The organism is Leisingera sp. (assembly GCF_982940295.1).
In genome coordinates this window covers 71086-83336 of sequence record NZ_CEYXRG010000002.1, presented here as the reverse complement: position 1 = coordinate 83336, position 12251 = coordinate 71086, and the positions used below count along the sequence as shown (strand labels likewise).

Here is a 12251-nt window from a genome sequence, read left to right as displayed (position 1 = left end):
ATGAAGCGCGCTGGCGCGCGCTGCCTCCGGCGGGAGTATTTTTGGAAAGATGAAAGCCGGGGACGCTATATGCAGCGGCCGCCGTCCACTTCCATCGCGACGCCTGTCACCATGCTGGCCTCGTCCGAGCAGAGGAAGCAGGCGGCGTTGCCCATGTCCTCCGGCGTCGAAAACCGGCCGATCGGGATGGTGGACAGGAACTTGGCGCGCACTTCCGGAGTATCCTCGCCCATGAAGGATTTGAGCAGCGGGGTTTCGCCCGCCACCGGGTTGATCGCATTGACCCGCACCCCATGCGGCGCGAGCTCCACCGCCATGGTCTTGGTCGCGGTGATCATCCAGCCCTTGGAGGCGTTGTACCAGTTGAGGTTCGGACGCGGCGACACGCCGGCGGTGGAGGCGACATTCAGGATCGCGCCCGCCTTGTTTGCCTTCATATGCGGCACCAGGGCGCGGGCGGTCAGGTAAACGGATTTGACGTTGACGCCCAGCACCCGGTCGAAGTCATCCTCGGAAATGTCCTCCAGCGGGGCAGGCAGATGGGTGACGCCTGCGTTGTTGACCAGAATGTCGAGGCGCCCGAAGGCGGCCAGCGCGGCCTTGGCCATGGCATCGACCGAAGCACGGTCCGAAACATCCACCGCCTGCGGGATGGCGTTGCTGCCCAGTTCTGCGGCCAGCTCTTCTGCCGCAGCGCCGTTGATATCCGCAATCATCACCCGGGCGCCCTCGGCCAGGAACTTGCGCGCAATGCCCGCGCCAAAGCCCGAGGCGCCGCCGGTCACGATGGCGGTCTTTCCGTCCAGACGCATGATTTCCCTCCCGGATTGTTTAACGCCAGCATGGGGCGCTCCGGGCGGCGGTGCAATCCCAAGTCAGTCCGGGTCGATCTTACCGCGCGTCGCTTTCAATTCGCCGCGCTGCTTCTTGGCCTCCAGCCGCCGCTTGACGGAGCCCCGGGTGGGCTTGGTGGCGATGCGCCGCTTGGGCGCGATCAGCGCCTTGCGCACCAGCTCTGCCAGCCGCTCGCGGACGATCTCGCGGTTCCTTTGCTGCGAGCGGGTCTCGTCGCATTGCAGGATGATTGCGCCTTCCTTGGTCCAGCGGCGCCCGGCCAGCCGCTTCAGCCGGTTCTTGACCGCAGGCGTCAGCGCCGGTGAGCGCTCCGCCTCGAACCGCAGCTCAACCGCTGTCGCCACCTTGTTCACATTCTGCCCGCCCGGGCCCGAGGCGCGGACAAAGCTCTCGGTCATTTCCCAGTCCTGCAGGGTGATTTGGTCGTTGATGCGGATCATGGCTCTTTATGAAACGGCGGCCGGAAAAGCGAAAGGGCTGTTCCCACACGCGGGAACAGCCCTTCGAGATGATAGGAGGTGCACCGGTTAGGTCAGCACCAATTCAGTGATCTATACGCGCCAAGGGCTGCCTCGGCCGCACTCCTTCTGAACTGTTCCGGCACTGCTCTCCATAGCTTCTCTAGACAATGGGCACCTCCTTTCTGAATGTTTCGTGTGCCCTCAGCCTGCCATAGATTTGGCCAATGTCAAAACAAAATCATGTGGTCTTTGCGGTGAGCTTACGCACGATGATGCGGAAGGGCACAAGGGCAACCAGCGCCAGCGACAGTTTCACCAGCCAATCGGCCAGGGCCAGCGAGACCCACAAGGGGCTATCGGGGCCGGTGCCCAGCAGCGGCAGGATCTCCCCCGCCCAGGAGACGTCATTGCCCGGCTCCAGCCAAGTGAGCGCGCCGGAAAACGCCACGGTGAAGAAAATCGCGGTATCCACCGAGGAGCCGATCAGGGTCGAGGCGAGCGGGGCACGCCACCATTTGCCGGTCCGCAGGGCGGAGAACACGGCGACATCCAGCATCTGGGCAGTGAGGAAGGCGAGGCCGGAGCCAAGCGCAATGCGCAGAGTGACGGCCGGGTAGGTGAAACCGTCGCCTTCCAGCATGATTTGGGTGCCGATCAGCGAGCAGATCACCCCGGCGACAAACCCCGCCACCACCACTTTGCGCGCCGCGGCGGCGCCGTAGACGCGGTTCATCACGTCGGTGACGAGAAAGGCGATGGGGTAGGTGAAGGCGCCCCAGGTCAGCCATTGGCCGAACAGGAATTGCACCAGGATATTGGAGGCCACCACCACGGCGGCCATGGCAAGGATGCCGGGAATATGCGAGCGGTTCATGTGTCGGATCCGTATGTTTCGGGGCGCGCGGGCAAGGTCCGCGGCAAAAAAAGACCGGCCCCTTTAAAATGATCCGGCCTTGAGGGCAAGGTATCCGGCGGCAGGGAGCGCTCCCGCCCGCTCGCGGTGCATTCCGGGAATGCCCCCCTTCCGGTTGGGCATGGCGCCGCTGGCGCGGCGCGGGCGGCGCGATCAGCGGGGCAGGGCGTATTCCACCAGTTCCGTCCGCTGGAGCGGCAGGAAGTTGTCATCCGACACCATGGTGGCGCGCAGCTGGCCGGTTTCATCGGCCCAGACCGACAGGCCTTCCAGATTGTCGTGGGTGCCGGGGCCGGTCTGCAGCAGGATTGTTTCGTTCACCGGGCCGGCGGCGGTCATGTCCCAGCGGCGCAGGCGGCTGCGGAAGCCGAGAAAGGTCAGGTCCCGCTCCAGAAGATAGAAGCGGCCGTCGGGCCCGAAATCGGCGTCCACCGGCAGAAACCTTCCCTGCGGCGGCAGGCTGAAGGGCCGCGACCAGCGGCGGCCGTTCCAGCGCCAGACCGGGATCTGCCCGTGCTTGTCATAGGCCTTTTCCGGCAGCGTGTAGAGGCGGCCGCGGGAATCGATGGCAAGGGTTTCCAGCGATTTGTTGGGCGGCAGCTTGCGGAAGGCCTTGGGGCGCGGCAGTACCTTGGCGCGGCTTTCAGGACGGCGGTAGCGGACCACCCTCGCGGCGCCCTCAAACGAAATATAACGGCTGCCGTCGGGCGATACCGCCAGCCCCTCGCTGTCTCCGGCAAGTCCGCGCAGCACCTTGCCGGTGGAGGCCCGCAGGCCGTGCGCGCGCTGCGCGGTCACTCCGGAAATGGTGCCGTGGCGGCGCTCGATCCGTGTGGTCACCAGGGTGGCGCGGTCGCTCAGCACCGTCATCACTGTGCCGCGCTCGCTGAGCTTGAGCGCGGAAAAGCCGCCGAACCAGGGCTGGTTCAGCTTCCAGGTATAGCTGCTCAGATACCGCGCTTTGCCCGCCACGGAGGCGGCGGGACGGCTGGCGGAAAAGGCCGCGGCTGTCAGTCCGGCAGCAGCGGCCAGGGCCAGGGTCAGTTTGATTGCAGAACGGCGGCGCATTGCTTGGGCAGATCCGAAAGGGTGTAGTCACGCCGTGGTTTAGGCTTTGGCGCGTTGGGGTCAACCGGTTTCGGCGGCGGCGGGTTCAGGATGTTGTTCACCCACTGCTGCGCATCCGCGCAGCCGTCGCCCTTGGGCGGAGCGGCCTGGTCCACGCAGCCGCGGGCGCCGCGGGGGCAGGCCAGACGCACGTGGAAATGGTAATGATGCCCCCACCACGGCCGGATCTTGCGCAGCCAGCGGCGGTCGCCCTTCTCGTCGTTGCACATCTGCACCTTGGCGCCGGGAAACACGAAAATCCGCGCCACCCGCTTATCTTTGGCCGCGGCCTTGAGGATCTCGTGATGCGCCCGGCTCCAGCTGGCGTTCACATAGGCGCCTTTGGCACGGCGCATGGAGATTGAGGAAATGTTTTCGCGTGCATTACGGCTGAGGTTCAGCCGGTCGGGCGGGCGCATCCAGATGTCGATATCCAGGCCGATCTGGTGGCTGCGATGGCCCGACAGCATCGGCCCGCCGCGCGGCTGGCTGATGTCACCGATGTAAAGCCCCTTCCAGCCGCGCTGCCGGGCGGCAAAGCGGCTCAGGTCCTTGACGAAATCAATCGCGACGGGATGGCCCCAGTTGCGGTTGCGGCTCAGCCGCATGGCCTGCCAGGTGGGGCCGGTCTCCGGCAGCCGGGCGGCGCCGGCAACGCAGCCCTTGGCGTAGGAGCCGAAAGGCGCCGGCCGCTGCTGCGAGGCGGCGGGCTTGGCCCCGAACAGCGCTTTGGCGGGGGTCTGCGCGCTTGCCGGACTTATGAAACCAGCAACCGCTAAACAAAAGGCAAGTAACAGTCTCAACCCTGATCTCCTTCTCCTTGAACCCAGAATAACAGTATCAAACCGATCAGAAACAGCCCGATGACGGGGGTGATCCCCAGCCGCGCGCTGCCGGTTATTGTGGTCGCTGCGCCAATCAGCGCCGGTGCCAGAAAGGCGGTGGCGCGGCCCGAGAGCCCGTAGAGGCCAAAGCTTTCGGTTGCGTCCTTCGGGCTGGTGTGGCGCACCATCAGGCTGCGGCTGGCCGCTTGCAGAATGCCGCCGAAGCCGCCGATCAGCACGCCGCAGCCAAAGAACACCGTGTCCGGCAGGGTGGAGCCTTCGGCCAGGGGCACGCCGAAGATCTGGTGCCGCGACATGGAAACGATGATCAGGCAGACAAAGGACAGGATCAGGATTGAGGCGATGATCACCGGCTTCGGCCCGAACCGCCGGTCCGCCTTGCCGCCCAGCCAGCTGAACAGCGTGGCCGCAAAGGCGGCGACAATGCCGAAGATGCCGATCTGGGTAATCTCCCAGCCCAGCACCAGCTTGGCGTAGACGCCGCCAAAGCCGTACAGCCCGTTGAGCGCATCGCGGTAGAACATCGAGGAGCCGAGGTAGCTCGCCAGGCTCAGCCGGCGGCGCAGGCCGGAGACCAGCTTGACCACCATCTGCCAGGCCTTGCCCAGCGTCGCCTTGCGGCCCGTGGCGCCGCGGTCCTTCACCCACAGGAAATAGGGGATCATGAAGACGGCAAACCAGATTGCGGTAAAGGGTCCGACGGCGCGGGTGCCCTCCTTGGCCTCCGCATCCAGGCCCAAAGCCGGGCTGAGGCCGATCAGGGTCTTGCCGCTGCCCTGCTCGACAAACAGCAGAAGCATGATGAACAGCGCAATCACCCCGCCGAGGTAGCCAAAGGCAAAGCCCGAACCGGAGATATCCCCCACGTCCTCGCGGCTGGCCAGTGTCGGCAGCTGGGCATTGACAAAGATCAGGGCGAATTCAGCACCGATAAAGCCAAACCCGAAGCTGACCAGCATCCACCACAGGTTGCTGCCCTCGGGATCCATGTACCACAGGCCCCAGGCACCGATCAGGTACATCAGCGAAAACACCATAATCCAGGGCAGGCGGCGGCCGGTGATGTCGGCCATGGCGCCCAGGAACGGTGCCCCGAAGCCGATGATCAGCCCGGTCACGGTCAGGCACATCGACCAGACGGTCTGCGCCTGCGCCTTGGCGGCCTCGCTGTCCAGTCCCTGGCCCAGGAAATGCTCGGCGGCGACGGCGGCAAAGAACGGGCTGAAGACAAAGGTGACCAGCAGCGTCTGATACGGCTGGCTGGCCCAATCGAAAAACCACCATCCCCAGATCCGCTTGCGCGTGGACACCTGCTGCATACCCGGCCTCTTTTTATTGTTGCCTTCAGGTATGGCAGGCGGGCAGGGGCCTAGGCAAGCCCGTCCTGCATCGGCGGCCAGGGGCGGCCTGCATCCGCTTGGCACCAGTCCTGGATCCACCCGGGCAATTCAGGGGAGGCCTCGGTGCTTTGCCCCAGAGCCTCCAGAACTTTTTCCGGCGGAACGATACCTTTGCGGTCCGTAACGGCCGTGCGCAGCATCACATGGCTGGCGCACTCGCCGTTTTTCTTCCACATGGACTGTTCGACATAGATGAACCGGTCGTCCCAGCCGGCCGCGCGGCTGCGCATTTCAAAGCGCTCAAAACCGCGGATACGGCGGCGGTAGCGCACCGACGACCCCGCCACCGTCAGACCCCAGCGGTTCTTCTTCAACGCGCTGATCAGCCCGGCCCGCTGTGCCAGCATGGTGCGGCCCAGGTCATACAGTGTCATGGTGCGGCCGTTGTTCAGCTCCATCCACATGTCCAGGTCCCAGGGCCAGCAGATGTGGCTGGAGACATGCAGGCCGGTGATCGGCAGCCGCTCCATCCGGCTGGCCAGAACGGTATCCTTGATCAGGCGGAAAATCGGGTACATGGGCGTGCGCTCCTGTTTCGCATGTGCCCGTGATGCCACCCGTTTACAGCGCGTCAACCGCAACCTCGCGGAAGCCTTGCGTATTTCCTGCCGGCTGCTTACCTGTGTGGCTGTTCGAAAAAGGGAAATACAGATGGTCTCGCTGTTCCAAATCCTGATGCTGATCCTCGACATCGTCTGGTTCTTCATCATTGCCCATGTGATCATGAGCTGGCTGATCAACTTCCAGGTGCTGAACCTGCACCAGCAGCTGGTGGCCCAGATCTGGTACGGGCTGAACCGGATCCTGGAACCGCTCTATGCGCCGGTGCGACGCGTGATCCCCAACATGGGCGGGCTGGACCTTGCACCGCTGGTGGTGCTGGTCGCCGTTTACGCGCTGCGCATCATCCTGGTGAACAACATGGCGGCGTTCTACTGATGGACCTTCTGCCCGGCCGATAGGCCGGGCTGCGCCCGACCCTCCCCACGGGAGGGCGCATTCGCACCCTCCCAGGCTCGGGCGCAGCCCTTGGCGGTTGACCAATAGCGTCGCCGGATGGTTAAGCCCCCCTTGCTGCCCCATGCCTCCTGTGGGATTGTGCCTGCCAAGTAAGAGCAGACCACCACACTGAGGCCCTCCGCCCCATGACAGCCCCGGCAGCCCTGACAGGCGCGTCCCCGATCCTGCGCGAGATCTTCGGCTTTGACGCCTTCCGCCCCGGCCAGGAAGAGATCGTCGACGCCGTGACCGCCGGGGAAAACGTGCTGGCGATCATGCCCACCGGCGGCGGCAAGTCGCTGTGCTACCAGCTGCCCGCCCTGCTGCGCGACGGCATCACCGTGGTGATCTCCCCCCTCATCGCCCTGATGCGCGACCAGGTCCGTGCCCTGCAGGAGGCCGGCGTCACCGCAGGCGCCCTCACCTCCGGCAACACCGATGAAGAGACCGAGATGGTCTGGGAGGCGATCGAGGCCGGGCGGCTGAAACTTCTCTACATGGCGCCCGAGCGCCTCGCTTCCGGCGCCGCCATGGGGATGCTGCGCCGCATCGGCGTCAGCCTGATCGCGGTGGACGAGGCGCATTGCGTCAGCCAATGGGGCCACGACTTCCGCCCCGACTACCTGCGCATCGGCGAGTTGCGCCGCGCCCTGGACGTGCCGCTGGCCGCCTTCACCGCCACCGCGGACCAGGAAACGCAGGAAGAGATCGTCCAGAAACTGTTCGACGGCGAGGCCCCCCGCAGCTTCCTGCGCGGCTTTGACCGGCCCAACATTCACCTGGCCTTTGCCGCCAAGGACAGCCCGCGCCGCCAGATCCTGGAGTTCGCCGCCGCCCGCAAGGGTCAGTCCGGCATCGTCTACTGCGGCACCCGCGCCAAGACAGAGGCGCTGTCCGCCGCACTGCGCGAGGCCGGCCACTCCGCCTGTTTCTACCATGGCGGCATGGAGGCCGAGGACCGCCGCATCGTCGAAACCCGGTTCGCCCGCGAGGACGGGCTGATCGTGGTCGCCACCGTCGCCTTTGGCATGGGCATCGACAAACCCGATATCCGCTGGGTCGCCCACGCCGACCTGCCGAAATCCATTGAGGCCTATTACCAGGAAATCGGCCGCGCCGGCCGCGACGGCGCGCCTGCCGAAACCCTCACCCTGTTCGGCCCCGACGACATCCGCCTGCGCCGGTCGCAAATCGACGAGGGCCTCGCGCCGCCCGAACGCCGCGCCGCCGACCATGCCCGCCTGAACGCGCTCCTGGGCCTGGCTGAGGCATTGCATTGCCGCCGCCAGAAGCTGCTGGGGTACTTTGGCGAGGAAGCAGAACCCTGCGGCAACTGCGACCTGTGCGACACGCCGGCAGATGTGTTCGACGGCACCACCGTGGTGCGCAAGGCCCTGTCGGCGGTTCTGCGGACAGAAGAATGGTTCGGCTCCGGCCACCTGATCGACATCCTCCTGGGTGCCGACAACGAGCGGATCCGCGCCAAGCGCCATGATGAGCTGTCGGTCTATGGCTGCGGCAAGGAGTTCGGCAAGCGCCAGTGGCAGGCGGTGTTCCGGCAGATGATGGGCCACGACCTCTTGCGCCCGGACCCGGAACGCCACGGTGCCCTGCGCTTTACCGAGGCCGCCCTGCCGATCCTGCGCGGCGAGCAGTCCATCGAGCTGCGCCGCGACACCATCAAATCCGCAGACCGCCGCCCGGCGGTCAAGGCGCTGGTCTCCGAGGAGGACGCACCCCTGCTGTCCGCGCTCAAGGCCAAGCGCCGGGCGCTGGCAGAGGCGCAAAAAGTGCCGGCCTATGTGATCTTCCCCGACCGCACCCTCATCGAGATGGCCGAGGTGCGCCCGGAAACGCTGGACCAGATGGCCTGCATCAACGGCGTCGGCGCCAAGAAGCTGGAACGCTACGGCGATGATTTCCTGGGCGTGATCACCGGCGCCGCAGAGCAGCTGCACCCGGCACGGCGCAAGCTGGCAGGGCGCGAGGCGGGCTCGGTTTACGACGGTCTGCTGGAAGCGCAGGCGCAGCTGGCCCGCGGCGAATGCGGCACCTTGAAGCCGCTTACCTGCTCGGCGTCGCTGCTGGCAAAGGTGGCGCAGCTGCGTGCGGATGACGAGGCTGGCGTTTCGCGGCTCTTGGGGGAGCGCCGCGCCGAACGTTTCGCGGCGGCGTTTCTGGACGTCCTGCGCGGCGCGGGCTAGGGTCGCGCCAAGATCATCAAGGGGGCAGATATGCTGGTAGTGACCTCTCCGGCCAAGAAACTGGACTGGGCGGAACGGGATCAGGAGATGACCTGGCCCGCGCTGCATGACGACGCGGTGGAGCTGGCAGAGGTGGCGCGCGGTCAGTCCGTGGCGGACCTGATGAAGCTGATGCACATCAGCGAGGATCTGGCCAGGCTGAATTATGACCGTTTCCAGGACTTCGCCGCCGATCCGAAAACGGAAGCCACCCGCCCGGCGGCGCTGGCCTTTGCCGGCGACACCTATCAGGGGCTGGAGGCTGCCTCGCTGGAGCCTGAGGAAATGGCCTGGGCGCAGGAGCACCTCCGCATCCTGTCCGGTCTTTACGGCGTGCTGCGGCCCTTGGATGCGCTGCAGCCCTACCGGCTGGAGATGGGCTCGCGCCTCAAGAACCCGCGCGGCAAGAACCTTTATGAATTCTGGGGCCGCAAGATCTCGGACGCGCTGAATGCGCAGGCTGAGGCTGCGGGCACGGATATCCTGGTGAACTGTGCCAGCCAGGAATATTTCGGCGCGGTCGATCTTGCGGTGCTGAAGCTGCGGGTGGTCACGCCGGTGTTCATGGAAGACAAGAACGGCACGCCCAAGGTGGTGAGCTTTTATGCCAAACGCGCCCGCGGCGCGATGGCCCGGTTCATTATCCAGCGCAGGCTGACAGACGCGGAAAGCCTGCTGGAGTTCGATACCGGCGGTTATGCCTACCAGCCGCAGCTGTCGGAACCGGACAAGCCTGTCTTCCTGCGCAGCACCTGATACAGGGCCGGGGGCTCCCGCCCGCTCCGGCACAGTCCAGAGACTGCACCGTCCCGGTTGGGCCCGGGCCCCCCCCCCCCCCGCGGGCCCCGCGCGCTGCCGGGCCCAAGGCCGCACAAAGGGTGCTCCGGCGCAGCCGGTGCGCCCGCGGGCGCGGGAGAGTTTGGATTTTGAAATCAGGGGCCATGGCGGCGGCAGTCCGCTCGGCGCTGCCCTTGTCCGGTCTCATGAACCGGGCGGGTAGCACATTTGAGGCTGCAACTGCCGGTTTCGCAAGCTGCGTTTATTGCCTGATGCGGCAGGAAACCCGGCTCTAAAACGGCCGGGACCGATCCTTGTGCCTTCACTGCCCGCTGGCGGCCGGGATCGCAGGCGGGCTGCCGGTGTCCAGCGGGTTGGTGCCGGGCGGGGCGCAATCCCGGATCTTTTCGTGGATCAAGGCCTTGCGCAGCGGCTTGGTCAGGTAATGGTCCAGCCCGGCTGCCAGGATGCCCTCGGCATCGCCGGCCATGGCGTGCGCGGTCAGCGCCACCACCGGCACATGATTGCCGGTTCCGGCCTCCAGCTTGCGGATTTCCGCGGTGGCTTCCTTGCCGTCCATCTTGGGCATCGAAATGTCCATGAAGATCAGATCCGGGGCAAAGGTCCTGAAGGCCTCGACCGCCTCCAGCCCGTTGCTGGCGAATTTCAGCTCGATGTTGAGTTCCTTCACCATCTTGCGGAACACCAGCTGATTGGTCTTGTTGTCTTCCGCCGCCAGCACCCGCATCCGGCGGATTGCCGGGCCGGGCGGGCAGGCTGGCGGTTCCGGCGCCGCCGCCAATGGAATCGCCGCCGCAGGCTCTGGCCCCGCAGCGGACGGCGCTGCCGCGGGCTTGCCGGAGCCAGCCAGATTGGCCAACTGCCTGAACAGCTCATCGCGCGGCACCGGGTTCTGCAGCACGCCGTTCACCAGCTGGCGGATTTCCGGATCGTTCGCGGCCTGCGGGCTGGAGTTCAGCAGCAGCACCGGCACCCCGCGCCACGGCCCGGATTTGAGATCCCGGGCCAGCTGCACGCCGTCCAGAACCGGCAGGTTGTGGCCGCTGATGACCAGGTCGATCCCCTCCTGCATCGCCGCCAGCGCGGCAGCGGCGGTGCCCGCGGTGCTGACCCGGACCCCCAGCATCAGCAGGTGCTTTTGCAGGATCTCGCAGTTCAGCGGCAGGTCATCCACCAGCAGCACATGGCGCAGCGTGCTGGGCAGCGCCGGAACCGCCGCCTCGGGGCCGGCTTCCACCGGCAGCGGCAGGCGGAAGCCGAAGCAGGAACCCTTGCCCTCCTCGCTGTCGACCCAGATCTCGCCGCCCATCATCTCGATCAGCCGTTTGGAGATCGCCAGTCCCAGCCCGGTGCCTTCAAACTGGCGGTTGCGTTCGTCCTCGACCTGGTTGAACTCGCCGAAGATGTGGCCGATCTTCTCTTCGGGGATGCCGATGCCGGTGTCCTCGATATTCACATGCACCGCGCATTGCTTGTCGTCGGGAGAGGTGATGCCGGTCACCCTCAGGGTCACATGCCCCTCCTTGGTGAATTTCACCGCATTTCCTGCCAGGTTGGTCAGCACCTGCCGGATGCGGCCCGGATCGCCGGTAAAGCGGGTGGGCAGGAACAGGTCGTAGTCGACCAGCAAGGCAATCCCCTTGTCCCGCGCGGTGGGCTGCAGCAGCATCACCACCTCATGCAGGCTGCGTTCCAGGTCAAAGGGTTCGGGGTGCAGCTCCAGCTTGTCGGCTTCGATCTTGGAGTAGTCGAGCACGTCGTTGATGATGACCAGCAGCGCCTCGCCCGAATTCTTGATGGTGCTGGCATACAGCCGCTGCTCCTCATTTAGCCCGGTGTCTGACAGCAGCTCCGCCATGCCCACCACCCCGTTCATCGGGGTGCGGATCTCATGGCTCATGTTGGCGAGGAAGGCGGACTTGGCGCGGTTGGCGGCCTCCGCCCGGGCACGGGCGGCACGCAGCTCCTCCTCGTAGCGCACGGTTGAGGTGATATCGAGCGCCAGAGTCACCATGTCGCCGTCATGGCCGCGCTGGTCGATCAGCCGCAGGTAGCGTTCGTCCCACAGCTGGATCACCACCGGTTCCGGCGCGGGAGAGTGCCAGCGCTCATTCATCATCTCGCGCCAGGCATCCGCCGCCATGTCGCCGGTGTTGATCAGCCCTTCGTCGGTCAGAAGCTGCAGAATGCGCAGATAGGAAATGCCGGGCGACACTTCCTCCAGCCCGTCGAAGATATTGAGGTAAGCCGTGTTTGCGCCGATCAGGTTGCCGTCGGCATCAAAGAAGGCAAACCCGTCCTGAAACGCCTGGATCGAATGCCACAGCCGCCGCTCTGCGGTCTCGACTTTGGCGTGGGCGGTGCTGAGGTCGGATTTCACCTTGGCGTTTTCGTCGCGGACCGTCGCCACTTCGGCCTGTGTCTGGCCGATCTGCTTGGTCAGCGCCAGCGCATGGCGGCCAAGTTTGCGGTTGGCGGCGGAAAGCTCGGCCTGCTTGAGCTCAAGCAGCCGTTCCGCGGCGAGCCGGGCCCGCCTTTCTTCCGCTAATTTGTCGGCAAGGCTCATCCCTGCAAACTCCGGCAATGCATCAACACAAACAACGCGCGGCTAATTCCGCGCGGGCGGCAGC

Annotated in this window: 11 protein-coding genes; 3 read left to right on the top strand and 8 right to left on the bottom strand. The window is 65.7% G+C overall.

Translation table 11 applies throughout. From position 1 onward, the window contains the following. Window positions 1-65: 65 nt before the first annotated feature. The 7 genes from AC4HIX_RS02250 to AC4HIX_RS02220 all read right to left on the bottom strand — a co-directional run bounded on the left by AC4HIX_RS02250 (window position 66) and on the right by AC4HIX_RS02220 (window position 6099). On the bottom strand, window positions 66-812 hold the full coding sequence (locus tag AC4HIX_RS02250) for an SDR family oxidoreductase (RefSeq protein ID WP_490397721.1): 747 nt from the start codon (window positions 810-812) through the stop codon (window positions 66-68). A 63-nt stretch (window positions 813-875) separates the two neighbouring features. Beyond that, a complete protein-coding gene (gene arfB, locus AC4HIX_RS02245) occupies window positions 876-1295 on the bottom strand; it encodes an alternative ribosome rescue aminoacyl-tRNA hydrolase ArfB (RefSeq protein WP_475048121.1) in 420 nt (139 codons plus the stop codon). Window positions 1296-1554: 259 nt separating this feature from the next. Further along, a complete protein-coding gene (locus AC4HIX_RS02240) occupies window positions 1555-2190 on the bottom strand; it encodes a queuosine precursor transporter (RefSeq protein ID WP_490397720.1) in 636 nt (211 codons plus the stop codon). A 192-nt stretch (window positions 2191-2382) separates the two neighbouring features. Continuing rightward, the gene (locus tag AC4HIX_RS02235) at window positions 2383-3297 is read right to left on the bottom strand and encodes an esterase-like activity of phytase family protein (protein WP_490397719.1); all 915 of its coding nucleotides are present in this window, start codon (window positions 3295-3297) and stop codon (window positions 2383-2385) included. Next, window positions 3270-4139, bottom strand: coding sequence for a penicillin-insensitive murein endopeptidase (gene mepA, locus AC4HIX_RS02230; RefSeq protein WP_475048113.1), 870 nt, complete (start codon window positions 4137-4139; stop codon window positions 3270-3272). The genes AC4HIX_RS02235 and mepA overlap by 28 nt, the downstream gene beginning before the upstream one ends. Beyond that, window positions 4136-5500: an MFS transporter gene (locus AC4HIX_RS02225; protein ID WP_490397718.1), complete on the bottom strand. Its 1365-nt coding sequence runs from the start codon at window positions 5498-5500 to the stop codon at window positions 4136-4138. Before AC4HIX_RS02225 ends, mepA begins: the two co-directional genes overlap by 4 nt. Before the next feature lie 50 nt (window positions 5501-5550). Further along, window positions 5551-6099 carry an acyl-CoA thioesterase gene (locus AC4HIX_RS02220; protein WP_490397717.1) on the bottom strand — a complete coding sequence of 183 codons (549 nt, stop codon included), beginning with the start codon at window positions 6097-6099 and terminating at the stop codon, window positions 5551-5553. Window positions 6100-6232: 133 nt separating this feature from the next. Here AC4HIX_RS02220 and AC4HIX_RS02215 point away from each other — a divergent pair, with 133 nt between their 5' ends. From AC4HIX_RS02215 to yaaA, 3 genes are all read left to right on the top strand, one after another. After that, the gene (locus AC4HIX_RS02215) at window positions 6233-6520 is read left to right on the top strand and encodes a YggT family protein (RefSeq protein WP_475048104.1); all 288 of its coding nucleotides are present in this window, start codon (window positions 6233-6235) and stop codon (window positions 6518-6520) included. Between the two features lie 206 nt (window positions 6521-6726). Continuing rightward, the gene (recQ, locus tag AC4HIX_RS02210; protein WP_490397716.1) at window positions 6727-8784 is read left to right on the top strand and encodes a DNA helicase RecQ; all 2058 of its coding nucleotides are present in this window, start codon (window positions 6727-6729) and stop codon (window positions 8782-8784) included. A gap of 30 nt (window positions 8785-8814) precedes the next feature. Continuing rightward, window positions 8815-9579, top strand: a complete 765-nt coding sequence (gene yaaA / locus AC4HIX_RS02205; RefSeq protein ID WP_490397715.1) for a peroxide stress protein YaaA — start codon at window positions 8815-8817, stop codon at window positions 9577-9579. 343 nt (window positions 9580-9922) lie between these two features. Here yaaA and AC4HIX_RS02200 read toward each other — a convergent pair whose 3' ends face one another. Then, the gene (locus AC4HIX_RS02200; RefSeq protein ID WP_475048096.1) at window positions 9923-12187 is read right to left on the bottom strand and encodes a response regulator; all 2265 of its coding nucleotides are present in this window, start codon (window positions 12185-12187) and stop codon (window positions 9923-9925) included. Between the last annotated feature and the right edge of the window lie 64 nt (window positions 12188-12251).

Bases quoted from the DNA above. Each gene is read 5' to 3' on its own strand.
- AC4HIX_RS02215 (WP_475048104.1), top strand. From the start codon at position 6,233: ATGGTCTCGCTGTTCCAAATCCTGATGCTGATCCTCGACATCGTCTGG.
- AC4HIX_RS02250 (WP_490397721.1), bottom strand. From the start codon at position 812: ATGCGTCTGGACGGAAAGACCGCCATCGTGACCGGCGGCGCCTCGGGC.
- arfB (WP_475048121.1), bottom strand. From the start codon at position 1,295: ATGATCCGCATCAACGACCAAATCACCCTGCAGGACTGGGAAATGACC.
- yaaA (WP_490397715.1), top strand. From the start codon at position 8,815: ATGCTGGTAGTGACCTCTCCGGCCAAGAAACTGGACTGGGCGGAACGG.
- AC4HIX_RS02240 (WP_490397720.1), bottom strand. From the start codon at position 2,190: ATGAACCGCTCGCATATTCCCGGCATCCTTGCCATGGCCGCCGTGGTG.
- AC4HIX_RS02220 (WP_490397717.1), bottom strand. From the start codon at position 6,099: ATGTACCCGATTTTCCGCCTGATCAAGGATACCGTTCTGGCCAGCCGG.
- AC4HIX_RS02200 (WP_475048096.1), bottom strand. From the start codon at position 12,187: ATGAGCCTTGCCGACAAATTAGCGGAAGAAAGGCGGGCCCGGCTCGCC.
- AC4HIX_RS02225 (WP_490397718.1), bottom strand. From the start codon at position 5,500: ATGCAGCAGGTGTCCACGCGCAAGCGGATCTGGGGATGGTGGTTTTTC.
- AC4HIX_RS02235 (WP_490397719.1), bottom strand. From the start codon at position 3,297: ATGCGCCGCCGTTCTGCAATCAAACTGACCCTGGCCCTGGCCGCTGCT.
- recQ (WP_490397716.1), top strand. From the start codon at position 6,727: ATGACAGCCCCGGCAGCCCTGACAGGCGCGTCCCCGATCCTGCGCGAG.